Source organism: Aliisedimentitalea scapharcae (assembly GCF_045277565.1).
Taxonomy (GTDB): domain Bacteria; phylum Pseudomonadota; class Alphaproteobacteria; order Rhodobacterales; family Rhodobacteraceae; genus Aliisedimentitalea; species Aliisedimentitalea scapharcae.
Genome location: NZ_CP123584.1, coordinates 1,206,648 through 1,228,425 on the forward strand (window position 1 = coordinate 1,206,648; position 21,778 = coordinate 1,228,425).

22 protein-coding genes are annotated in these 21,778 nt (G+C 59.2%); 14 read left to right on the plus strand and 8 right to left on the minus strand.

Annotated features, from left to right (window positions below):
• Positions 1 to 656: 656 nt before the first annotated feature.
• On the minus strand, positions 657 to 1,880 hold the full coding sequence (locus tag QEZ52_RS05625) for a urate hydroxylase PuuD (protein WP_406648530.1): 1,224 nt from the start codon (positions 1,878 to 1,880) through the stop codon (positions 657 to 659).
• A gap of 102 nt (positions 1,881 to 1,982) precedes the next feature.
• On the opposite strand from QEZ52_RS05625, the gene QEZ52_RS05630 reads away from it, so the two are divergent.
• A complete protein-coding gene (locus QEZ52_RS05630; protein WP_406648531.1) occupies positions 1,983 to 2,924 on the plus strand; it encodes a LysR family transcriptional regulator in 942 nt (313 codons plus the stop codon).
• Between the two features lie 568 nt (positions 2,925 to 3,492).
• Here QEZ52_RS05630 and uraH read toward each other — a convergent pair.
• The gene (gene uraH, locus QEZ52_RS05635) at positions 3,493 to 3,849 is read right to left on the minus strand and encodes a hydroxyisourate hydrolase (protein ID WP_406648532.1); all 357 of its coding nucleotides are present in this window, start codon (positions 3,847 to 3,849) and stop codon (positions 3,493 to 3,495) included.
• Between the two features lie 157 nt (positions 3,850 to 4,006).
• Here uraH and puuE point away from each other — a divergent pair, with 157 nt between their 5' ends.
• From puuE to QEZ52_RS05650, 3 genes are all read left to right on the plus strand, one after another.
• Positions 4,007 to 5,419, plus strand: coding sequence for an allantoinase PuuE (gene puuE / locus QEZ52_RS05640; protein ID WP_406648533.1), 1,413 nt, complete (start codon positions 4,007 to 4,009; stop codon positions 5,417 to 5,419).
• Positions 5,416 to 5,904: an ureidoglycolate lyase gene (locus tag QEZ52_RS05645; protein WP_406648534.1), complete on the plus strand. Its 489-nt coding sequence runs from the start codon at positions 5,416 to 5,418 to the stop codon at positions 5,902 to 5,904. Before puuE ends, QEZ52_RS05645 begins: the two co-directional genes overlap by 4 nt.
• A gap of 72 nt (positions 5,905 to 5,976) precedes the next feature.
• Complete coding sequence (locus tag QEZ52_RS05650; protein ID WP_406648536.1) at positions 5,977 to 7,404, plus strand: nucleobase:cation symporter-2 family protein; 1,428 nt, start codon at positions 5,977 to 5,979, stop codon at positions 7,402 to 7,404.
• A 265-nt stretch (positions 7,405 to 7,669) separates the two neighbouring features.
• On the opposite strand, the gene QEZ52_RS05655 is transcribed toward QEZ52_RS05650, so the two are convergent.
• The 3 genes from QEZ52_RS05655 to QEZ52_RS05665 form a co-directional block, all read right to left on the minus strand.
• Entirely contained in the window at positions 7,670 to 8,656 is a 987-nt protein-coding gene (locus tag QEZ52_RS05655; protein WP_406648537.1) for a type I glyceraldehyde-3-phosphate dehydrogenase, read from the minus strand.
• 127 nt (positions 8,657 to 8,783) lie between these two features.
• Positions 8,784 to 9,119, minus strand: a complete 336-nt coding sequence (locus QEZ52_RS05660) for a hypothetical protein (protein ID WP_406648538.1) — start codon at positions 9,117 to 9,119, stop codon at positions 8,784 to 8,786.
• 99 nt (positions 9,120 to 9,218) lie between these two features.
• Complete coding sequence (locus tag QEZ52_RS05665; protein ID WP_406648539.1) at positions 9,219 to 10,043, minus strand: bifunctional allantoicase/(S)-ureidoglycine aminohydrolase; 825 nt, start codon at positions 10,041 to 10,043, stop codon at positions 9,219 to 9,221.
• Positions 10,044 to 10,280: 237 nt separating this feature from the next.
• Between QEZ52_RS05665 and QEZ52_RS05670 the strand changes: the two genes are divergently transcribed.
• On the plus strand, positions 10,281 to 10,637 hold the full coding sequence (locus tag QEZ52_RS05670; protein ID WP_406648540.1) for a hypothetical protein: 357 nt from the start codon (positions 10,281 to 10,283) through the stop codon (positions 10,635 to 10,637).
• Positions 10,638 to 10,646: 9 nt separating this feature from the next.
• Here QEZ52_RS05670 and QEZ52_RS05675 read toward each other — a convergent pair whose 3' ends face one another.
• Positions 10,647 to 11,423, minus strand: coding sequence for a helix-turn-helix domain-containing protein (locus tag QEZ52_RS05675; protein WP_406648542.1), 777 nt, complete (start codon positions 11,421 to 11,423; stop codon positions 10,647 to 10,649).
• Positions 11,424 to 11,540: 117 nt separating this feature from the next.
• Between QEZ52_RS05675 and QEZ52_RS05680 the strand changes: the two genes are divergently transcribed.
• From QEZ52_RS05680 to QEZ52_RS05700, 5 genes are all read left to right on the plus strand, one after another.
• Positions 11,541 to 12,851 carry a Rieske 2Fe-2S domain-containing protein gene (locus QEZ52_RS05680; RefSeq protein WP_406648544.1) on the plus strand — a complete coding sequence of 437 codons (1,311 nt, stop codon included), beginning with the start codon at positions 11,541 to 11,543 and terminating at the stop codon, positions 12,849 to 12,851.
• Positions 12,852 to 12,894: 43 nt separating this feature from the next.
• Positions 12,895 to 14,346 carry a glutamine synthetase family protein gene (locus QEZ52_RS05685; RefSeq protein ID WP_406648545.1) on the plus strand — a complete coding sequence of 484 codons (1,452 nt, stop codon included), beginning with the start codon at positions 12,895 to 12,897 and terminating at the stop codon, positions 14,344 to 14,346.
• A gap of 230 nt (positions 14,347 to 14,576) precedes the next feature.
• Positions 14,577 to 14,936 (plus strand): glycine cleavage system protein GcvH, encoded by a 360-nt coding sequence (gene gcvH / locus QEZ52_RS05690; RefSeq protein ID WP_406648546.1) that lies wholly within the window; start codon positions 14,577 to 14,579, stop codon positions 14,934 to 14,936.
• Positions 14,937 to 15,171: 235 nt separating this feature from the next.
• Positions 15,172 to 16,407, plus strand: coding sequence for an acyl-CoA dehydrogenase family protein (locus tag QEZ52_RS05695; RefSeq protein ID WP_406648547.1), 1,236 nt, complete (start codon positions 15,172 to 15,174; stop codon positions 16,405 to 16,407).
• A gap of 70 nt (positions 16,408 to 16,477) precedes the next feature.
• Entirely contained in the window at positions 16,478 to 17,320 is an 843-nt protein-coding gene (locus QEZ52_RS05700) for an oxaloacetate decarboxylase (RefSeq protein WP_406648549.1), read from the plus strand.
• A 4-nt stretch (positions 17,321 to 17,324) separates the two neighbouring features.
• On the opposite strand, the gene QEZ52_RS05705 is transcribed toward QEZ52_RS05700, so the two are convergent.
• On the minus strand, positions 17,325 to 17,612 hold the full coding sequence (locus tag QEZ52_RS05705) for a DUF1330 domain-containing protein (protein WP_406648550.1): 288 nt from the start codon (positions 17,610 to 17,612) through the stop codon (positions 17,325 to 17,327).
• 3 nt (positions 17,613 to 17,615) lie between these two features.
• Positions 17,616 to 18,302, minus strand: a complete 687-nt coding sequence (locus QEZ52_RS05710) for a GntR family transcriptional regulator (protein ID WP_406648551.1) — start codon at positions 18,300 to 18,302, stop codon at positions 17,616 to 17,618.
• Positions 18,303 to 18,411: 109 nt separating this feature from the next.
• Between QEZ52_RS05710 and QEZ52_RS05715 the strand changes: the two genes are divergently transcribed.
• The 4 genes from QEZ52_RS05715 to QEZ52_RS05730 are packed head-to-tail and all read left to right on the plus strand — an operon-like array spanning position 18,412 to position 21,771.
• Positions 18,412 to 19,014, plus strand: a complete 603-nt coding sequence (locus tag QEZ52_RS05715; protein WP_406648552.1) for an amino acid synthesis family protein — start codon at positions 18,412 to 18,414, stop codon at positions 19,012 to 19,014.
• Complete coding sequence (locus tag QEZ52_RS05720) at positions 18,986 to 19,798, plus strand: alpha/beta fold hydrolase (protein ID WP_406648553.1); 813 nt, start codon at positions 18,986 to 18,988, stop codon at positions 19,796 to 19,798. The genes QEZ52_RS05715 and QEZ52_RS05720 overlap by 29 nt, the downstream gene beginning before the upstream one ends.
• Complete coding sequence (locus tag QEZ52_RS05725; protein ID WP_406648554.1) at positions 19,795 to 20,724, plus strand: flavin reductase family protein; 930 nt, start codon at positions 19,795 to 19,797, stop codon at positions 20,722 to 20,724. The genes QEZ52_RS05720 and QEZ52_RS05725 overlap by 4 nt, the downstream gene beginning before the upstream one ends.
• 9 nt (positions 20,725 to 20,733) lie before the next feature.
• Complete coding sequence (locus QEZ52_RS05730; protein WP_406648555.1) at positions 20,734 to 21,771, plus strand: LLM class flavin-dependent oxidoreductase; 1,038 nt, start codon at positions 20,734 to 20,736, stop codon at positions 21,769 to 21,771.
• Positions 21,772 to 21,778: the final 7 nt, after the last annotated feature.

A 21,778-nucleotide genomic window follows, 5' to 3' on the forward strand; every position in this document is an offset into this window, starting at 1 on the left:
CAGGATCATGGGTAGCACACAAGATACGGGGGCAGAAGCAGGCAAAAAGGCGATCTGGCCTCAATACCTTGTAGTGTGAATTTTCGGCAAGAGATTGCCGAAAGATGAAAACTTCGGGGTTCGTGCAGGCGATGCAAGGCGAGGGCGCCTGTAAATCGGCGTGCTGCATCAGCATAGGGCTCGTTTGAGGGAAGTCGGATCATGCGGGCCATGATCCGATCAACGCCGGGAGCGACGCTCCCGGCGTTTCCTGCAAGTCGGAAGGCAATCCGTTGTGACAAGGACAAAGGCAAGCGCAGAGGCAGGGGCGCGTGCAAGGGCTGGGCGCCGGCAGGACGTTTCAGTTTCTGTACCACCTTGGAACAATTTGCAGTGGCGGTTGGTGGCGGATAGCGCGGATAGTGACGGAAACTGGCCGATACGGTATGATGCCGGGTTGGATGCGCCCTGACGTAGGGGGGCAGGCCTGTCAGCGCACCAGGTGTCAGGCGATCAAGGATTTTAGGATCGCGCCTTGCGGCGCAATCCGCCAAGCGCCGCGCGCAAAGCGCGCGGCGCTTGGCCCAACGGAAGGATGTCTCCGCAGGAGACGGACGACGGGCGGGAGAACTGCAATGCTGGTTTGTTTTTGTCTGACCAGGGGCTCGATCGTCAGGTCAGGACCCGGCCTGTTCGTACCAGCGACGAATGGTCAGACGATCTTCGGGTTCCATATAGGTGACGTTTGCAGGTGGCATTGCGTGAGTAGCCCCCGCCTGGAGATAAATGGCGCGTCCCTGGCGGGCAACGTCGGTCTCGGTTTCCAGCAGAACCCCTTTGGGGGCTTGGCGAATGCCCTCCCAAAATGGTTCGCGTGCGTGGCACATGGAACAATTGCCCTGCACCAATTCGTGTACTTCTTCGAAGCCGTCTGCCGCCAGCAGGATAGAAGCCGGACCGCTCAGAGCTGCCTCTTCCTCGTCCCCATACTCCATAGGTGCCGAGGACAGGGCGATGATACCCAAGAAGAGCAGGATGGTCAGCCCCCATGTCCAGACCGGGTTCCCGGCGCGGGCGTGGCGGGTGTTGAAATAATGGCGAATGGTGACACCCATCAGAAACACCAGCGCAGCGATCAGCCAATTGTATTGCGTGGCAAAGGCCAGCGGATAATGGTTCGACAGCATCAGGAATATCACGGGGAGGGTCAGATAATTGTTATGCGTCGACCGCAGTTTCGCGATTTTTCCATACTTTGGATCCGGGGAACGCCCCGCCTGCAGGTCGGCCACGACGATCTTTTGGTTGGGAATGATGATGAAAAAGACATTGGCGCTCATGATCGTGGCAGTAAAGGCTCCCAGATGCAGCATCATCGCACGGCCGGTGAACACCTGGTTCAACCCGTAACCCATCGCCACCAGTAGCAAAAACAGCAAGACCATCAACAGGGTGGGCTGTTCGGCCAGTCCAGATTTGCACAACCGATCATAAACCAGCCAGCCGATTGACAGCGTTGCCGCTGAAATCAGAATGCCTTGCCACAGCGCCAGTTCGGCTTTGGATTGATCAATCAGATACAGCTCTCCGCCCACCCAATAGACCACCATCAACAACGCAAACCCGCTCAGCCAGGTGGCATAGCTTTCCCATTTGAACCAGGTCAGATGGTCCGGCATGTCTTCGGGGGCCACCAGAAACTTGCGGATGTGATAAAACCCGCCACCGTGGACCTGCCATTCTTCGCCATGGGCCCCAACGGGCAGGTTGGGGGCCTTGCGCAGACCCAGGTCCAGCGCAATGAAATAAAAGGATGAGCCAATCCAGGCGATGGCGGTGATCACGTGAAGCCAGCGGATTGCAAATCCCAGCCAGTCCCAAACCAAGGTCAATTCAAACATTGAGCCCTCTTTTTCGATTTCTGTTTTGCCGTCAGCCTAGGCAATCGTGGCTTTATTCGGTATTCCATGATAGTCTCTAACTGTATCAAAAAATCCAGAACAATGTCATATCTCGATAACATCCGAACCTTTGTCCGCGTTTACGAACTGGGCAGCATGTCAGCCGCAGGGCGCGACCTGCGCATTTCACCTGCGGTCACATCGGCGCGGATCTCTCAGCTCGAGGATTATCTGGGCGTTCGGCTGTTTCAACGCACAACTCGGAACCTGACGCCAACGGAACAGGGGCAGGCGTTTTATGGCGGCGCAGTGGCAGTGCTAGAATCTGTGGACGAAGCCGAAGCCAAGGTGATGAACCTGACGGATGCCCCGCGTGGGTCGCTGTTTGTGGCGGCTCCTTTGGGCGTCGGGCGACGGCTTGTCGCGCCACAGGCCCCTGCGTTTTTGAGCGAATATCCCGAAATTTCCCTGCGTCTGCGATTGTCCGACCGGGTGGTGGATCTGACCACCGAAGGTTTGGATCTGGCGTTCTTTTTGGGGCAACCCGAAGACAGCACGCTGCGCATTCGAAAAATTGCCGATTGCCGTCGGGTTTTGGTCGCCGCACCCGATTATGTGAAACGCCGGGGAATGCCTGAGTCCGGTGAGGATCTGGTGCGCCAGAAACATGATTGTCTCAGCCTGCGGTATCCGGGCGCGAGCGAGTTTCAATGGATGCTGGACACGTCGGACGGCCCCAAACGGTTTGCGGTGACCGGGCGGTGTGAATGTGATGATGGTGATGTGCTGACGGATTGGGCGCTGGCTGGCCAGGGGGTGGCGCTGAAACCGGTGTTCGAAGTTGCCGACCACCTGACGGCAGGTCGTTTGATACCCGTTGCCCAGGCAACGCTGCCTGTGTCGGTGCAGATGGCGTGTCTGTATACCCATCGCAGGCATCAGGACCCCAAGACCCGATTGTTCATGGATTTTATGACCGAACGAATGGCCCGCACGGTCAAGGACGCCGAAGCCGTGACCGAAACACTGCTTTCTAACCCCTGAGCCCACGTGCGGCTTGCACCTGTCGGGAAGGGCCGCGGTTTGAGAGCCGGCGATGCGTCTGGACCCGCGCAACCCAAACAGCCGTGTATCCGAGTGAGCCTGAACCTGCGCCGCGGTAACCGTGCCGGGGTTCCGAACCGTCTGGATGGAGCACAGCTATAACGTCAGGGACGCAAGGACTGGTTTTGCCTTTGTGCTGACAAGGTGGCAGAGGGGACCACGGCGCAATCCGACCATATCCCAACAGCTTCATCGGACCAGGAGTTCTGATCTGGCCGGATTGGGAAGCGCAGAGTTCGGCCCGGGCGGTTTTCTTTCCCTCGCTTTTGCGGGCTGGCGCGGGTCCGGTCGGTTGTCAGGACTTCTCATATCGGGCCCAATCGAGCCTTTGGGGGTCCGAGGGGGCGGCGGCGAACGTCGTAGTTTTTCGGGGGGCGGGCTGCACCGAGTTTCGGATTGCGCCTGACGGCACCATCCGACCCGCACCGCGTGCACCGCACGCGGTGCCCGGCCCAACGCAGCCTGCGGCATCTTTGATGCTGCATGATGGGGCGGGAGACCCCCGGGATCAGCTGCCGCGATAGGTTGAGTATCCATAAGGAGAGAGCAGCAGCGGCACATGGTAGTGGGCGGTTGCGTCGTTCATGCCAAACCGGATTGGAACAATGTCCAGAAACATGGGCTCGGCCGCAGCCTGGCCACTTTCCCGCAGATAGTCACCGGCGTGAAAAACCAGTTCATACTGCCCGGTTTCAAAGCTGGCGACGTCCAAAATAGGCGCGTTTGTCCGGCCATCGTCATTGGTGTCCATTTCACCCAGCTTGACCCGCGTCTCGCCGGTCCAGCGGTACAATTCAATGCGCAGACCATTGGCCGGGCATCCCCGCGCCGTGTCCAGAACATGCGTGGTCAGATATCCGCTCATCCGTTTTCCTTTCCTGACCCATTGTGGGTTTTGCCTATTGGTGTGCCTGAACCGGATCATCATCACAAACCCATGTTGCACGACAGTGTTTTTCGGAATTTTTGAAAAACCTCGGCGATCTTCTGTCATATTAAGGTTTGGAACTTCGGAGAACAGTATGACCAGATACCCGCGTGACATGATCGGCTATGGAGCCACCCCTCCCCAGGCAAGCTGGCCGGGAGGCGCAAAAATTGCTGTCCAGATTGTGCTGAACTACGAAGAAGGCGGTGAAAACTGCCTCTTGCACGGAGACGCGGCGTCCGAAGCATTCCTGTCCGAGATCGTGGGAGCCCAGCCCTGGCCCAACCAGCGCCATTGGAACATGGAATCGATCTATGAATACGGATCACGGGCCGGGTTCTGGCGGTTGCACCGGCTGCTCAGGAACCTGCCGGTCACGGTTTATGGTGTGGCAACAGCATTGGCGCGGTCCCCGGATCAGGTGAATGCGATGAAGGAGGCGGGTTGGGAAATCGCCTCTCATGGTCTCAAATGGATTGACTACCGCGATACGCCAGCCGAGGAAGAGGCAGACCACATGCGGGAAGCCATTCGCCTGCATACCGAAGTGGTGGGCGAGGCACCGCGCGGCTGGTACACGGGCCGGTGTTCGGATCAGACGGTGCGTCTGGCGGCCGAAACCGGGCAATTTGACTATGTGGCCGATACCTATGCAGATGATCTGCCCTATTGGATGGAGGTCGGGGACCGCCAGCAATTGATCGTTCCCTATACGCTGGACACCAACGATATGCGCTTTGCTGCACCGCAGGGGTTCAATTCGGGTGACCAATTCTATTCCTATCTCAAGGACAGCTTTGACGCGCTGTATCAGGAAGGCTCCGAAGGGGCCCCTAAGATGCTGTCCATCGGTCTGCACTGTCGGCTGGTCGGGCGCCCGGGTCGTGTCATGGCGCTCAAACGGTTCTTGGAGTACGCGCAATCGCATGCGGATGTGTGGTTTGCGACACGTCTGGACATCGCCGAACATTGGGCCGCATTGCACCCTCCGATCGAACGGGTACGACCCAGCCAGATGAACCAGGAGAGCTTTGTCGCCAATTATGGTGGGGTATTTGAACATTCCGCCTGGATTGCCGAGCGGGCCTTTGAATTGGAATTGGGACCGGCACATGACACGGCAGGGGGATTGCACAATGCGCTGTGCCGCATGTTCCGTTCTGCCACCCAAGCCGAACGGCTGGGTGTTCTGAATGCGCATCCGGATCTTGCGGGCAAGCTGGCTCAGGCCAAACGGTTGACCGCAGAAAGCACGTCCGAGCAGGCCTCGGCCGGGCTGGATGCGCTGACAGATGCAGAACGCCACTCATTCACCGAACTTAATCAAGAGTATGTGAATAAGTTCGGCTTTCCCTTTATCATCGCCGTTCGCGATCATGACAAGGCATCGATTCAATCGGCATTTCAACGCCGGATCAACCAAACACGAGAGACCGAATTTGCCGAGGCCTGCCGTCAGGTCGAGCGGATCGCCGAAGTCCGGCTGCGGGATATCTTGCCATCATGAGCCAGCACATTCAGATCCAACCGATTTCAGCACAGGCCTTCGCCCCGTTTGGCGACTTGATAGAGTGTACAGGCCCGCCGGATAAGCTGATCAATCAGGGGCAATGTGGCCGGTACCATGATCGGGCCGGGCTGGATTTTGTCGATGGGCGGGCCGGGTTGAGCCTGTTTCACGCCAACCCGCGAGTGCTGCCCTATGAATTGGATCTGGTCGAACGTCACCCGGAGGGGTCTCAGGCCTTTATCCCGATGTCGCAGCACCCGTTTCTGGTTATCGTTGCCCTCGATTGTGACGGGCACCCTGGCACGCCGCTGGCGTTCGAGACCGAGCCGGGGCAGGCGATCAATTTTCACCGGGGCACCTGGCATGGGGTGCTGACCCCATTGCACGCTCCCGGACTGTTTGCCGTTGTGGACCGGATCGGTCCCGGCGAAAATCTTCAGGAGCATTGGTTCGACGCACCCTATGTCGTTGTGCGCTCCTGAAGTTCGAGGCCGCCAATACAAAATCAAAAAGAAGCGGCAAGACCCCCATGGACCAACAGGGAGATGTGAACCATGGCCGATACTTCGATTGGGACGCCGGAGCAGCTGCGTGATCCCAACTATACACCTGCCTTGCACAAGGCAATTCCATTGGGCATCCAGCATGTGCTGGCCATGTTCGTCTCCAATGTCACCCCTGCCATCATTGTGGCAGGAGCCGCCGGCTTTGGCTTTGGGTCCAACTCTCCGGATTTTCCGGAGCTTTTGTACCTGATCCAGATGTCGATGCTGTTTGCCGGGGTTGCGACCCTTTTGCAGACCTTGACGGTCGGGCCGGTCGGAGCCGCGTTGCCGATTGTCCAGGGAACCAGCTTTGCGTTTTTGCCGATCATGATCCCGCTGGTGGCGGGCAAGGGCGTTGATGCGCTGGCTGCGCTGTTTGGTGGGGTCGTCATTGGCGGGCTCTTTCACGCGCTTTTGGGGTTGGTGATCGGAAAGGTTCGATTTGCACTTCCTCCGCTGGTGACCGGGCTGGTGGTGACAATGATCGGCTTGGCGCTGGTGAAGGTCGGTATTCAATATGCCGCCGGAGGTGTTCCCGCGATTGGTACACCCGAATACGGGTCGCTGCTCAACTGGTCTGCGGCTTTGGTCGTGATCGTGGTGACCTTGGGGCTCAAGTTCTTTACCCGTGGCATGTTGTCTGTTTCGGCTGTGCTGCTGGGTCTGATCGCTGGCTATATCTACGCGCTGTTGGTTGGTATGGTCACGTTTGAAGCCATCGGAACAAGCTGGAGCCGCGCCGCGTCCTTTGCGTTGCCCGTTCCGTTCAAATACGGATTTGAATTCTCGGCAGCTGCCATCATTGGATTCTGTCTGATGGCCTTTGTCTCGGCGGTGGAGACCGTCGGGGATGTCTCGGGGATCACCAAAGGTGGCGCTGGGCGCGAAGCCACGGACCGCGAGATCGAAGGCGCAACCTATGCCGATGGTGTGGGGTCGGCGGTGGCAGGTCTGTTCGGCGCTTTTCCCAATACATCCTTCAGCCAGAACGTCGGGTTGATCGCGATGACGGGCGTGATGAGCCGGCACGTGGTGACATTCGGAGCGCTGTTTCTGATCCTGTGCGGGCTGGTGCCCAAAGTCGGCTCGATCATCCGTACGATCCCCATCGAAGTTTTGGGGGGCGGGGTGATCGTGATGTTTGGCATGGTGGTTGCGGCGGGGATCTCCATGTTGTCCGACGTCGATTGGAACCGACGAAACATGGTTGTCTTTGCGATTTCCCTGTCGATCGGGCTGGGACTGCAACTGGAACCGGGCGCGGTTCAGCATCTGCCGGATACGTTGCGGATCCTGATGACCAGCGGCCTGTTGCCTGCCTCTGTGATCGCCATCGTATTGAACCTGATCTTGCCAGATGACTTGGCCGGAGAATCCACCGAAGAAGTTTCGGGGGGAATGGCCGGTCGTGGAACCGGCAGTTTGCCTCGGGACTAGGTCGTCGATCAGCCACGGTGGGCTCCCGCCCGCCGGGATTGTTTTTCAAACAAACCCGGCCGTTGGGCCAGGCAGCGCATGGGAGTCCCCATGCGCTGTGGCGCTGTGATCACCGCGGGTCGATTGTCATCGGAAAGCGGAACGCATTTGGATAGCGGGCGGTTCTGTCTTCCGTTATCGCACCCGTGATGCGGGGATGGTTTTGACATTGGCTTGGGAGTTTGGGTGGGGCATTCTGTGGCGGCCAACCACCATGTCGCCAGCTTTAGTTGGCAGCCATATGTCTGGCGACGTCCAACATGCGGGCAGAAAACCCCCATTCATTGTCGTACCAGCCAAACACCCGCATTTGCCGATCCCCCACGAGACGGGTTTCAGGGCCTGCAATGACCAAAGATTCCGGTCTTGCACGCAGGTCCGAGGACACCAATGGCTGATCGGTCCACCCCAGAACATCAGAGGCGGCAACACCGGATTGCAGGGCTTGCATCAGTTCCGGTTCTTGGACTGGCTGGTTGACCCGGACAATCAGATCCACCGCAGAGACGCTGGCCGTGGGCACCCGCAAGGCGGCGCCGCTGATGCGACCCTTGAGATGCGGGAGCACCTCGTCGATCAGATGGGTGGCCGAGGTGGTGGTCGGCACCATCGATAGCGCTCCGCCACGGGAGCGGGCAAAATCGCCGCGCGGAGCATCCACCATCGGTTGCGAATTGGTGTAACAGTGGATCGTCGTCATATGGGCACTGTCGATTCCGGCGATCTCGTCGATCAATCGGACCAGCGGTGCCAGCGCATTGGTGGTGCAAGAGGCGTTCGACACGATCCGCGCGCCATTCAGGCGTTCCTGGTTCGCGCCCAGAACCACGGTTATCTCGGCCGCCGGGGACGGCCCCGAAATCAGCACCTTGCGTGCCCCCGCAGAGATGCCGCGTTCTGCGACGTCGGATGTGCGTGCGATGCCGGTGCATTCCAGAACCACGTCCACGCTGCTCAAATTAACATTGGTCAGGTCTGGTTCGTGGCTCATTGCGATGGTGCGACCCAAAACGCGCAGGGCATTGTCCCCATGGTCGACCGGGTGCGGGAAGGGACCAAATGTGCTGTCATATTGGAACAGATAGGCACACATGTCCAAAGGTGCGATATCGTTGATACGCACCACCTCTATGCCGTCACCGCGGGGCGTTGTCAGGATCTGGCGCAAGATGGCGCGACCGATCCGTCCGAATCCATTAATAGCCAGTTTCATGCGCGAAACTATGGCAGGGGTTCTGACGGACCTCAATGAAAAGCGACCCGCTGATACGCTGGCTGAATTGTACCAAATCTCCACCGCCCAGGCGGCCCGTTGTACAGGCCGTCAGGTGTGGATCAGGTCACTTGAGGCAGACGAGCTTTGCCATAAAGACACCGCTGATCAGCTGATACATGGAGGGGAAATCCACCTTGCACCCGGTGGCCCCCTTGTAGGCGCGAATCGCCTGATGTGTGCGTGTACGTGCAGGCGGGCTATAAGGGTTCAGCCCATCAACGCCATAGGGCGCGCGGGTGGCGCTGTAATAGTCGGGCATGTCGTCGACCGCCGCGATGGTCCAGGTGCGACCCCAGACATTGACGCTGATGCCGTCGTCCTTCAGGTTTTGAAACAATTCCCCAGCAGACACGCTGCTGTAGGCCAGTGACATAGCCAGAGCCATACCGATTATACGCATGTGTCACCTCGTTTTTTTTTCAGCAATGACAGCAGTATAACCGGATGCAATGGAAACGCAATTTTTCAGGTCACATCGTTTTCAACCACAGGGTGTGGGTCAACGTGCCAGACCCAGCGGCATGTGGCGGTTGACGTCCTTGTACAGCAAATAGCGGAAACGACCGGGCCCACCCGCATAACAGGCCTGTGGGCAAAAGGCGCGCAGCCACATGAAATCGCCGGCCTCGACCTCGACCCAATCACCATTCAACCGGTAGACCGCCTTGCCTTCCAGCACGAACAGACCGTGTTCCATCACATGAGTTTCCAGAAACGGGATCACACCGCCCGGTTCGAACGTGACCACCGTCACATGCATGTCATGGCGCAGGTCGTCAGGGCCCATGAACCGGGTTGTGGCCCAGACGCCATTGGTATCGGGCATTGCGTTCGGGGCAATGTCGCGTTCATTGGCAAAGAAGGCTTCGGGTTTGTCGATCCCGGGCGCATCCTGCCAGATCTTGCGGATCCAATGGAAACCGGCGACCTCGGGGCCGGAATTGCGGATCTGCCAGGTGCTGCCTGCCGGGAGATAGGCAAAGCCGCCGGGGTCCAACGTCGTCTGAACCCCATCAACGGTCAGGACAATCTGGCCCGCAGTCACGAACACCGCACCCTGCGCGGCTGGGTCTGTTTCAGGATGCTCGGACCCGCCACCCGGTTGCAATTCGACGATGTACTGAGAGAAGGTTTCGGCAAACCCGGTCATCGGGCGGGCGATCACCCACATGCGCATTCCCGTCCACCCTGGCAGAAAAGACGTCACAATGTCCCGCATTGTGCCCCGAGGGATCACCGCATAGGCGTCAGTAAAAATGGCACGATCGGTCAAAAGCTGGGTCTGACCGGGCAAACCGCCGGTTGGGGTATGGTACTGGCTCACGCAGGTTCTCCGGGTATTTCGAGTTGCGTGATCATGCTGGGAAACACAGGTGGGATCCAAGGCGGTTTGGCGCGATAGCATTCTTCGCAATTTTTTGAAGATCAGTCAGGTGGCCGAGTATTGGCCGAGTTTTCGCCAAGCGCAGACCACGGGGAGGGACGGTTTTGGGCATGGACATTGCCGCCAACACCATGGCACCTTGGGCTGGAATTATTGTTTCGTGATTGGAGTTTGGAAATGAAACGCTTGGCCGTAGCGATGATCATGTCTTTGGCGGTGTTTGGTCTGCCCGAAGTTGGAACAGCCAAATCCCTGTCTCGGATGTTGGCCACAAGCGGCCTGTCACCCGAGGATCTTGATGCCATGGGGGTTGCGTCCCGATCTTTGTACGCCGCTGCGGGCACGGCCATTGGCGCGACGGCGACATGGAACAATCCAAAAACCGGCTCGCATGGGGTGGTCAAGCTGGAGAAGCGTTCGGGCTCTTGCGCGACCTTGCTGCACAGCACCTATCCCAATGGGCGCGAACAGGGGCTGCCGCTGCGCACACGTCAGTGCCAGGGCGCCGATGGAACCTGGCAACTGCAGCCCTGACGTTTGGTCTCAGGGTCTGTGCGGCACACCCGCATGTTTCAGATCCGCCGCACAGGTGTGCAACAGATCACAGATCGCTTGGTGGCTGGCGCGATTCATCGTGCTATCGGGGCTTGAGCTGCCCACGACCAAAGGTGTTGGGCCTCGACTTGCCACTGGAACGGCGAATCCGGTAATGCCGGGTTCGAATTCTCCGCAGGTGATACATTGGGCGGTTTGTGCCGCTGTGTGAATTTGGGCGCGAATGGCATTCGGATCGCGCAGTGATTGCGGGGTGTGGGTGACCTGCGCCCCAGCTATCAGCGTTGCGTCAACCAGCCAGTCGGGCGCGCTGGCCAGCAACATTCGTCCCAGGCTGGTATGCAGCACCGGCAAATGCGATCCAACAGTAAACCCATAGGACACAGGCCCGTCGCTGACTGTCGATTGCGCCAATAACAACACCCGATCCTGATCCAATGTTGCCAGAGTGATCTCGGCCCCCAAGTGCCGCGCATGGTGGTTCAGAACCGGCTGGACCAAGCGGCCGAATTGGTTGGCCTGCAGGAATCCTCCCGCCAAGGCCAACACCCGGGGGGCCAATGAAAACGCCCGCCCGTCCTGACGCAGATATCCCTGGGCGACCAACGTCAAAGCTCCACGCCGCGTCGTGGCCCGATCCTGTCCAGTCAAACGGGCCAGATCAGCCAGGGTCAATGACGGAGCCCCCCCATCAAAGCAGGCCAGTACAGCCAACCCTTTGGCAAAGCTGGCAGAAATATTCCGGTCTTGGGGTGTGGTCGGCATAAGTGTCTCCACCACCAGTGCCGACTCGCTTGACAGGGCAAGGGCGCGGTGGTCAATGTGGTCGTATATAGATCATATTGTGCGTAATGCGAACATTTGTCAATCCGGGGGGCAGCCATGATCAGCCAGGAACTCAACGACAGCCTGACACATGTCGGAGCGGGGACGGACGCGGGCGAAGTCCTGCGCCGCTATTGGCAACCTGCCGCATTGGTGGATGAACTGGACCAGGGTCGCCCGGTTGTACCTGTGCGGCTGTTGGGCGAAGACCTTGTGCTGTTCCGGGACAGCGCCGGGGAACTGGGGCTGATCGGGCGGCGGTGTCCGCATCGTGGTGTGGACCTGTGTTACGGTCGGCTCGAAGACAATGGTTTGCGCTGCCCGTTTCACGGCTGGCATTTTAACCGCACGGGCCAATGCGTGGAACAACCCGGCGAGCCCGAAGGTTCGCGCATGCATGAACAGATCACCACCCCCGCTTATCCGGTGGTCGAAAAGAACGGCATCATCTGGGCCTATATGGGGCCGGGCACGCCGCCTGATTTCCCGAATTTCGATTGTTTTCGCGCGCCGACAACCCATGTGTTCGCGTTCAAGGGGCTATGGGAGTGCAATTGGCTGCAGGCGCTGGAAGTTGGCATTGATCCGGCACACGCGTCCTTTTTGCATCGGTTCCTGCAGGACGAAGATCCGGCCGACAGCTATGGCAAACAATTCCGCGACAAAGCCGCCAATACCGATATCCCGATGACTCGGTTGCTGCGCGAATACCCGCGCCCGGATATCGAGGTTGAGGACACAGACTATGGTCTGAAGCTGACCGCGCTGCGCCACCTGGACGATGGGCGCACCCATGTGCGGGTCACAAACCAGATTTTCCCTGAAGCGATCTGTATTCCGATGTCGCGCGAAATGACAATTACGCAATGGCATGTGCCGATCGACGACGAAAATTGTTACTGGTATTCGATGTTCACCAGCTTTGACAAACCCGTGGACAAGGATCTGATGCGGCAACAACGGCTCAAGGAGCATGAGCTGCCCAGCTATGCGCCCCGCAAGAATGCCCGCAACAATTATGGATATGACGCTAGCGAACAGGCGACAGAAACCTATACCGGCATGGGGTTGGACATCAACGTGCACGATCAATGGGCGGTGGAAAGCATGGGTGCCATTCAGGATCGAACCGCAGAACATCTGGGCAAGACCGATGTGGGCATCATCCGCAATCGCCGCCGGCTGCGCGCAGCCATTGCCGCGGTCCAGGAGGGGCGCGATGCAGATCTACCGATGCGTGGCGATGTGACGGCCATTGTCGGCCCGGTTTCCAACGATGCTTTGGCCGATAATGGCGACCTGGAGCAGGCGACGTGCGAGAGCGATGCCGCGCGCCGGAACGCCTGTCCGTGGGACGCGCAAATCTGATCGAACCGCGCTATAACAACAGCACAAGTAGGGGGACTGCGGGATGAAGGACGATCAGGCATCGGGTGCGTTGGCCCGCATGGGGCTGTGTTCGCAACACAGACTCGCGGCCATTGACGAGGTGCTTTCGCGTCTCGAACAGGACGGCATTGAAACCGTTCGGGTGCTTTTTGCCGATCAACACGGGATCCTGCGGGGCAAGACGCTGGTGGCAGGTGCCATGGCCAGCACATTCGCCAATGGCATGATGGTGCCTTCGACACTGCTGCTCAAGGATACGTCGCACCGCACCGCCTTTCCGGTCTGGTCCGAGGATGCCGGTGTGGGCGGAGGCATGATGCAGGGGGCCAGTGATGTGTTGTTGGTACCGGATCCGGCAACATTTCGGACGCTTCCCTGGACTTTGCATTCGGCCTGGGTGCTGTGTGATGTGGTGTATCCGGATGGTCGCCCTGTGCCCTTTGCCAGCCGTACGATCCTGTCCCGCGCTGTAGAGCGATTGGCGGATCAGGGGCTGGGGGCCACAATCGGGTTGGAGGTTGAATTTCACATCTTCCAGCGGGTGGATGATGCCTGTGATCATGCGTCTTCGACCATGCCTGGCGCGCCAGTGCAGACGCGCAATCTGACCCAAGGCTATCAGTTTCTGACCGACGCCCGCTATGGCGAGGCCGAGGCCATCCTGGACGATCTGCGACGCGCGGCCCAAGGGATTGGGCTGGCGGTGCGATCTGTCGAGATCGAGATGGGGCCCAGCCAGTTTGAGTTCACCTTTGAGCCCTCGGACCCGATAACCCAGGCGGATGCCATGGTGATGTTCCGCAGCCTGGTCAAACAGGTTTGTGCCTCACAGGGGCTGCATGCCAGCTTTATGCCCAAACCCAAGCTGGAAAATTCCGCCGCCAACGGCTGGCACGTGCATCAATCGTTGCGGGATCTTGCGTCGGGGCGCAATCTGTTCATGCCCGAATCCGGAGATGAGCTGAGCGTTCATGCAAGCGCCTGGATCTCCGGGTTGCTGGCCCATGCCCAGCAGGCTTCGGTGCTGATCGCTCCCACGGTGAACAGCTACAAGCGCTATCAACCCTTTCAGCTGGCCCCCAATCGAGTGCAATGGGGGCGGGACAACCGGGGCACCATGCTGCGGGCATTGATGGATGCCGGGAACCCGGCCAGCCGGATCGAAAACCGTGCACCCGACAGTGCCGTCAATCCCCATCTGGCGATTGCAGCGCAATTGATTGCCGGGCTGGATGGGGTGACCAAGGGATGGGTCGCCCCCGCACCGACGGTGACACCATATGACGATGGGGCCGACCGGCTGCCTTCCAGTTTGGGTGCCGCGATTGCCGCATTCGACCAGTCCGAGCTGTTCCGCACGACCCTGGGTGATCACTGTGTCGATTATCTGGTGCAATTGAAACGGTTCGAATGGGACCGCTATCTGGCCACGGTCAGCGAGTGGGAGCAGGCAGAGTATTTCAACCTTCTTTGACCGGCGCTTCGGGTCTGTGCAAAGCGCTGTGCGACGATTGCATTTGCTCTTGTGAGGTTGAGAACGTGACACTACCGTATGCCTGTGCATACGGGGGTGTGGCGGCTCCTGAAATTTACCATATGCCCCGGAACTTTATCATTTGCAGGTCTGGCCTGCACGAGACAAAAGCCCCCACGCCTCCCGGTTCTTTGCGGGACGGCGCAGGAAACAGGAAGGATCTCCTAATCATGAAATACACCGAAGAACACGAATGGCTGCTGCCCGAAGGCGATCTGATGGTAGTGGGCATTTCGGCCCATGCGGCAGAGCAGCTGGGCGATGTGGTATTCATCGAATTGCCAGAGGCGGGAACCGAAGTAACCAAAGACGAAGAAATCGTGGTGATCGAAAGCGTCAAGGCGGCCTCTGATATTCTGGCACCTTTGGATGGTGAAATCGTCGAAGTGAACGAGGCATTGATTGATAACCCGGGCAAGGTCAATGAAGACCCAACCGGGGACGCGTGGTTTTTCAAGATGAAGGTTTCGGATATGTCGCCGATGGATGATTACATGGACGAAGCGGCCTATAACGATTTTATCGCCTGAACCGCAGCGATTTCAGGAATACGGAGACGGGCCCTGCGGGGCCCGTCGCTGTTTTGAGTTTTCCGTCTCTCTGCAAGAGACGAAAAACCGTGGGCGCGTGGGGTGACATTTGCGCTTCCACTGTGCGGAATAACGTTCCGTCACGCGGGTAGACAGCCCGGACCGGGATGCGCCATCGTGCAGACAGCACAGGCGAGCGCGGGTTCGCAGTTTTGGTTGGAGGCATTGCGGTCACATGGATATGAATTTTGGGATGCGCGCGGAAAATCGCGCTTTGTTGGATCGCGTGGCCGTCATGGTGCGGGATGAAATCATGCCGCTGGAAGAAGAATATCAAGCGGAAATCGCCAAGGGCGACCGCTGGCAGTACACTGCCCGCCAGACTGAGATCCTGGAAGGATTGAAGGCGAAGGCCAAGGCTGAAGGGTTGTGGAACTTCTGGTTGACGGACAGTGACCGCGGCTTTGGGTTGAGCACTGTGGAATATGCCTATTTCGCCGAGGAGATGGGGAAGACGCCCTTGGGTGCTGAAGTGTTCAACTGTTCAGCGCCCGACACCGGCAATATGGAAGTGTTCGAGAGATACAGCAGCGACGGGCTGAAAAAACAGTGGCTGGAGCCATTGCTGGACGGGCAGATCAGGTCGGCCTATCTGATGACGGAACCGGATGTGGCCAGTTCCGACGCAACCAATATTTCGATGTCCTGTGTGCGCGATGGTGATCACTATGTGCTGAATGGCGAAAAATGGTGGGCGTCGGGCGCTGGGGACCCGCGCTGCAAGGTGTATATCGTCATGGTCAAGACCGGCGGCGACGATTTGCCGGTGCACAAACGCCAGTCGATGATTGTTGTGGCAGCCGACAGCCCCGGCATCGAGACGCTGCGGCCAATGGAAGTCTATGGCCATGACGATGCGCCTCACGGTCACATGCACATGCGGTTTACGAATGTGCGGGTGCCAGCGGAGAACATCCTGTTGGGCGAAGGACGGGGTTTTGAGATTGCACAGGGACGTTTGGGGCCCGGCCGCATCCACCATTGCATGCGCGCCATCGGACAGGCCGAGTCAGCGTTGGAGCGGCTGTGTCGCCGATCGCTGCAGCGCGAGGCCTTTGGCAAGAAGCTGGCCCATCTTGGCGCGAATTACGACATCATCGCCGAATGCCGGATGGAAATCGAAATGGCCCGGCTGCTGTGCCTCAAAGCGGCCTGGTATATGGATCAGGGTGATGCGCGCGCGGCAGCACCCTGGATCAGCCAGATCAAGGTCGTGGCCCCTCGGGTTGCATTGAAAGTGATTGATGAGGCGGTGCAGATGCATGGCGGGCAGGGCATATCCCAGGACACGCCGCTGGGCATTGCCTGGACACATGTGCGCACCTTGCGGCTGGCCGATGGGCCGGATGCGGTGCATCGCCGTCAAGTGGCCCGCGGTGAATTGAGAAAATACACCCAGGAAAAAGTCTGACACGGGCTTTTTTGTTCCCGAAATGTTCGCGGGCATGTTAGAGATCTTCTGATTGGATCAGGAGACCCACATGCGCACGCAACTCGAAAAGTTCGACCGTTTCAAGGCTCTGCACTCTGGCGAACAGGCGTTTGTCATGCCCAACCCGTGGGACGCGGGGTCGACGCGGATATTGGATGCTCTGGGGTTCGATGCTCTGGCCACCACCAGCGCGGGATATGCATTCTCTGCAGGCAAGCGAGATTCCTTTGCCGGGTTGGGGCGGGAGGAAATTCTGGAAAACGCTGCTGCTATTGTTGCAGCCACTGATCTGCCGGTATCGGCGGATCTGGAGGATGGGTTCGGCGCATCTCCACAGGCCTGTGGGGACACGATAGCACTGGCCTGTGATATCGGACTGGTTGGGGGATCAATCGAGGATGCCACGGGCGATGAAACGGCCCCGATTTATGGGTTGTCCGAGGCCACAGACCGGGTTGCTGCGGCAGTAGAGGCGGCGAAAGGACGCCCGTTCCTGCTAACCGCGCGGGCCGAAAATTTTTTGTGGGGGCGTCCCGACTTGGACGATACGATCCGACGGCTTCAGGCGTTTTGTGACGTCGGCGCGGATGTGCTTTATGCTCCCGGTCTGCCGGATCTGGATGCGATCCGGACTGTTTGCAACGCTGTGGACAAGCCGGTGAATGTCGTTATGGGGTTGCAAGGGCCAACCTATAGCGTGGAGGAGCTGTCCAAGGTCGGTGTCAAGCGGATCAGCGTTGGCGGCTCCATGGCGCGGGCCGCATTGGGCGCGCTGCGCCGCGCCGCGCTGGAAGTGCGTGAGACAGGGACATTCTCTTATGCTGCCGACGGATACCCGGGTGCAGAACTGGCGCAATTGATGGAGCAGGGCAAAGCCCCGGACCGCCAGTAGATCATCAATCCATTGCTTCGATGATGGCGATGTCGGCGTCACATGCCCCGGCGCGTTGGGACCGCGCGGCCCTGTATTCGGCCGAGTCATAACATGCACGGGCCTGATCAATGCTGTCGAATTCGATGATCACCCGGCGGTGCCAGTCCCGCCCTTCCAGCGTCACCGCCGCGCCACGCGCCAGAAACCGCGCTCCGAATTTGGCAAAGGCCTCGGGCGCGATGGCCTGGTATCCTGCGTAGGCGTCTGGGTCGGTGACCGAGACATTGGCGATCCAATAGGCTTTGGGCATTGTTCAGCTTTCTTTCGGGGCGTTGGCCAGCAGGCGTTCGGCCACGGCGGTGGCGTCGTCCAGGTGGTTGTTGACGGCGGCCTGCGCAGCATCCGCGTCACCCGACAGGATCGCATCACAGATCGCCCGCATGTGCGCCGGACCGGGTTGGCTGCGGTCCTGTGTGGATAGGGTCATCATTCGCAACCGGCTGATCCGCCCATTCAGACGTTGGACGATTTCCCAAGCCACATTGTGACCGGCACCGTCAAAGATTACCGCATAAAACCCGGCTGTGGCCCGGAACAACGCGCCGGGGGTTTGTTCGTCAAATCCGGCTTTGAGCTGGTCCAGCGCCTGTTCCAATCGCCTGCCCAGTTCCGGCGTCATCCGTTTGGCACAGGTGCGCGCGGCGGCGGTCTCCAACATGCGTCGGATGTCATAGATCTGGCGGGCGTCGTCCCAACTCATCCTGGCGACGATCGGGCCGCGACCGGGCAAGATTTCGACCAGCCCTTCGGCTTCGAGGTACCGGATGGTTTCGCGGATCACCGTGCGACTGACCCCCAATTGATCACACAGGGGGCGTTCCACCAGCCGATCACCGGGCTTGAAATGGCCATCAATGATCGCCTCGCGCATCCGGTCCTGCACGATGTCGCGCAGGGTGGCGGGGGGGTGTTCGATCTTGGTCAGGGGCGGGTTTGACATGGGAACGGGATAGCAGCGGGCTCAGGGTGGGACAAGTTGATATTGACATATGGTATGATGGTATACCATCATACGTCAACAGAATCACGTTTCTCAAAAAGGTGCCGAAATGCCCGCCGAAATCCGCAAGACGCTGCTCCATGTCGAAGAAACCCTGATCGAAGGGGGCAAGGCCGCTCCGGTGCCGTTGAAGATGATTGCAGCGGTGGCGGTGATCCGGAACCCTTGGGCTGGGCAGGGGTTTGTTGACGACCTGAAGCCGGCGATCCACGATTGTGCGCCCGGTTTGGGCGAGTTGTTGACCGGTATGGTCATTGAGGCCGCCGGGGGCGGCGACAAGGTCGAAGGTTACGGCAAGTCCGCCATCGTCGGAGTGAATGGCGAGGTTGAACATGGCTCGGCCCTGATCCACACTCTGCGGTTTGGCAATTTCTATCGCGAGGCGGTGGGTGCAAAATCTTATCTGTCGTTCACCAACACCCGTGGCTCGGCCAACGCGCCACTGCACATCCCGCTGATGGACAAAAACGACGGGGGGCGACGCAGCCATTACCTGACCATTCAACTGTCAGTCGCTGATGCGCCGGGTCCGGATGAAATCGTGGTGGCGCTGGGCGCATCGATTGGCGGACGCCCGCATCACCGCATCGGAGACCGCTATCAGGATCTCAAGGATCTGGGCCATGACGTCGACAATCCTGCAGCTGTCTGAACCCTTTGGTCGGGTCGCCTATCGGGTGGCCGGGCAGGGCGCGCCGGTCCTGCTGATCCACGGGGTCGGGATGCAATCGGCGGCTTGGGGGCCACAGATGGACGCCCTGTCGGCAACCCATCGGGTGATTGCGCTGGACATGCCGGGGCATGGGGGCAGTGACCCTGTGGCCGCAGACGCGGATCTGCCCGTCTTTGTGGCCTGGCTGGATGCGGTCTTGACCGCCCTGGGTCTTGGGCCTGTCAATCTGGCTGGTCATTCCATGGGCGCGATGATCGCGGGTGGCTATGCAGCGTGTCACCCCGACAAGGTCGCGCGGGTGGCGTTGCTGAACGGGGTTTTCTGCCGGTCGCCCGAGGCGCGACAGGCCGTCATCGCGCGCGCCGAGGATATTCGCAAAGGTCGGTTTGACTTGCAAACTCCGCTCAAACGCTGGTTTGGCGACAGTCCGATCGAGCAAGCCGCCCTGGACAAGGTGGCAGGGTGGTTGTCGTCCGTCGATAATGACGGATATGCCACTGCATATGCAGCCTTTGCCGCTGGTGACAGCACCTATGCCGACCGGTTTTCTTCCATTGCCTGCCCGCTGTTGGCGCTGACCGCGGATGGGGATCCGAATTCGACACCCGCGATGGCCCACGCCATGGCCGAGGCCGCGCAAAACGGGCGGGCGGTTGTTTTGGCCGGACATCGGCATATGGTCAATCTGACGGACCCTGATGCCGTGACGGATGCCCTGCGGGAGTGGCTGGAAACGCCCGCGGCCGGAAAGGACGCAGCATGACCGACAAAGAAGCCTGTTTCGATCCCCGCGCTTTGCGCAATGCCTATGGTGCCTTCATGACCGGTGTTACCGTGGTGACGACCCGCGACGGTGATGGCAATCCGTTGGGGTTTACGGCAAATTCGTTCTCTTCGGTTTCGCTGGACCCGCCATTGGTGTCGATCTGTTTGGCAAACACGTCGCGTAACTATGCGGCCTTTTCCACGGCGGGTGGGTTTGCCGTCAACATCCTGTCCGAGGGGCAAAAGGAAGTCTCCAACACCTTTGCCCGCCCGGTTGACGATCGTTTTGCCGCAGTCGACTGGCAGTTTGGTCCGCAGGGGTCCCCAGTGTTTGATGGCGTGTCGGCCTGGTTTGACTGTTCGATGTTCAAAACGGTCGAAGCCGGGGACCATCTGATCCTGATCGGTCAGGTTCAGGCGTTCGAAACATCGACTGCGCCGGGGTTGGGATACGCCCAAGGGGCTTATGTCACCCCGGCGGCCGAGGCCAAAGCGGTGAACAACAAGGCCGATCTGCTGATTTCGGCCCTGATCGAACGGGACGGCAAGATCCTGTTGACCGACAATGGGCATGGGCGTCTGACCTTGCCCGAAATGCCCGTGGGCAAGGCCGGGGCGACGGCCACGCTGAAAAAGCTGATCGACGGGATCGGCATCACGGCCCAGCCCGGGTTTATCTATTCCGTTTACGAAGACGAAGCGCGCGAACACCAACATATCTCGTTTCTGTGCCAGGCCGCCGAGGGTTTGCCCTCGCGCGGGGTTTTTACCGATCTGACCGAAACCACGCTGATGGACATTGCCGATCCGGCCATGTGCACCATGCTGGAACGGTTTGCCCGGGAAAGCCGCATGGGCAATTTCGGGGTATATTATGGCAACCAGATCCGCGGCGAGGTCCGCCCGATCGTCTCTGACAAGTGAGCAAGACCAATGAAGTTTTCCCTGTTCGCGCATATGGAGCGCATATCTCCGGAAGATGACCAGAAGCGCCTGTATGACGAATTCGTCGAACTGTGCAAAATCGCCGACGCGGGTGGCATGCACGCGGTGTGGACCGGTGAACATCATGGGATGAATTTCACCATCTCGCCAAACCCGTTTCTGAACCTGGTGGATGTGGCGCGTCAGACCAAGAATGTGCGCCTGGGAACGGGTACGGTAATTGCACCGTTTTGGCATCCAATCCGCCTGGCTGGTGAGGCGGCGCTGACCGATATCATCACTGACGGGCGGCTGGATCTGGGCATTGCGCGCGGGGCCTACAGCTTTGAATACGAACGCATGGTGCCGGGCATGGATGCCTGGGAAGCGGGCCAGCGCATGCGTGAACTGATCCCGGCGGTGCAGGGGCTGTGGAAGGGGGATTACGCCCAGGACGGTGAATTCCATAGTTTCCCCAAAACCACGTCGTCACCCAAACCGCTGCAGCAGGACGGCCCTCCGATCTGGGTCGCGGCGCGTGACCCCAACAGCCATGATTTTGCCGTGGCCAATGGCTGCAACGTCCAGGTGACGCCGCTGTGGAAAGGGGACGGTGAAATCGCCGAGCTGATTGAGAAGTTCAACGATGCCTGCGCCAAACACCCGAATGTGAAACGGCCCAAGATCATGTTGCTGCAACATACCTATGTGGCCGACAGCCCCGAGGATGTCGAGTTGGGCGCGGTCGAGTTGAACCGGTTTTACAACTATTTTGGCGCCTGGTTCATGAACAAGCGCGAGATCTCGCAAGGCTTGATTGATCCGTTGTCGGACGAGGACATCGCCGCCCATCCGTTCTATTCGCCCGAGGCGATGAAGCGCGATTTGGTGATTGGCGAAGCGGGCACGGTGATCGACCGGCTCAAAGGGTACGAAGCGTTGGGCTATGATGAATATTCGTTCTGGATCGACAGCTCGATGAGCTTTGAGCGCAAGAAAGCCTCGCTGGAACGCTTTATCAACGATGTGATGCCAGCCTTTGACTAAGGACAGA

Coding starts and splice junctions, on each gene's coding strand:
- QEZ52_RS05625 (WP_406648530.1), bottom strand. CDS start 1,880: ATGTTTGAATTGACCTTGGTTTGGGACTGGCTGGGATTTGCAATCCGC.
- QEZ52_RS05630 (WP_406648531.1), top strand. CDS start 1,983: ATGTCATATCTCGATAACATCCGAACCTTTGTCCGCGTTTACGAACTG.
- uraH (WP_406648532.1), bottom strand. CDS start 3,849: ATGAGCGGATATCTGACCACGCATGTTCTGGACACGGCGCGGGGATGC.
- puuE (WP_406648533.1), top strand. CDS start 4,007: ATGACCAGATACCCGCGTGACATGATCGGCTATGGAGCCACCCCTCCC.
- QEZ52_RS05645 (WP_406648534.1), top strand. CDS start 5,416: ATGAGCCAGCACATTCAGATCCAACCGATTTCAGCACAGGCCTTCGCC.
- QEZ52_RS05650 (WP_406648536.1), top strand. CDS start 5,977: ATGGCCGATACTTCGATTGGGACGCCGGAGCAGCTGCGTGATCCCAAC.
- QEZ52_RS05655 (WP_406648537.1), bottom strand. CDS start 8,656: ATGAAACTGGCTATTAATGGATTCGGACGGATCGGTCGCGCCATCTTG.
- QEZ52_RS05660 (WP_406648538.1), bottom strand. CDS start 9,119: ATGCGTATAATCGGTATGGCTCTGGCTATGTCACTGGCCTACAGCAGC.
- QEZ52_RS05670 (WP_406648540.1), top strand. CDS start 10,281: ATGAAACGCTTGGCCGTAGCGATGATCATGTCTTTGGCGGTGTTTGGT.
- QEZ52_RS05675 (WP_406648542.1), bottom strand. CDS start 11,423: ATGCCGACCACACCCCAAGACCGGAATATTTCTGCCAGCTTTGCCAAA.
- QEZ52_RS05680 (WP_406648544.1), top strand. CDS start 11,541: ATGATCAGCCAGGAACTCAACGACAGCCTGACACATGTCGGAGCGGGG.
- QEZ52_RS05685 (WP_406648545.1), top strand. CDS start 12,895: ATGAAGGACGATCAGGCATCGGGTGCGTTGGCCCGCATGGGGCTGTGT.
- gcvH (WP_406648546.1), top strand. CDS start 14,577: ATGAAATACACCGAAGAACACGAATGGCTGCTGCCCGAAGGCGATCTG.
- QEZ52_RS05695 (WP_406648547.1), top strand. CDS start 15,172: ATGGATATGAATTTTGGGATGCGCGCGGAAAATCGCGCTTTGTTGGAT.
- QEZ52_RS05700 (WP_406648549.1), top strand. CDS start 16,478: ATGCGCACGCAACTCGAAAAGTTCGACCGTTTCAAGGCTCTGCACTCT.
- QEZ52_RS05705 (WP_406648550.1), bottom strand. CDS start 17,612: ATGCCCAAAGCCTATTGGATCGCCAATGTCTCGGTCACCGACCCAGAC.
- QEZ52_RS05710 (WP_406648551.1), bottom strand. CDS start 18,302: ATGTCAAACCCGCCCCTGACCAAGATCGAACACCCCCCCGCCACCCTG.
- QEZ52_RS05715 (WP_406648552.1), top strand. CDS start 18,412: ATGCCCGCCGAAATCCGCAAGACGCTGCTCCATGTCGAAGAAACCCTG.
- QEZ52_RS05720 (WP_406648553.1), top strand. CDS start 18,986: ATGACGTCGACAATCCTGCAGCTGTCTGAACCCTTTGGTCGGGTCGCC.
- QEZ52_RS05725 (WP_406648554.1), top strand. CDS start 19,795: ATGACCGACAAAGAAGCCTGTTTCGATCCCCGCGCTTTGCGCAATGCC.
- QEZ52_RS05730 (WP_406648555.1), top strand. CDS start 20,734: ATGAAGTTTTCCCTGTTCGCGCATATGGAGCGCATATCTCCGGAAGAT.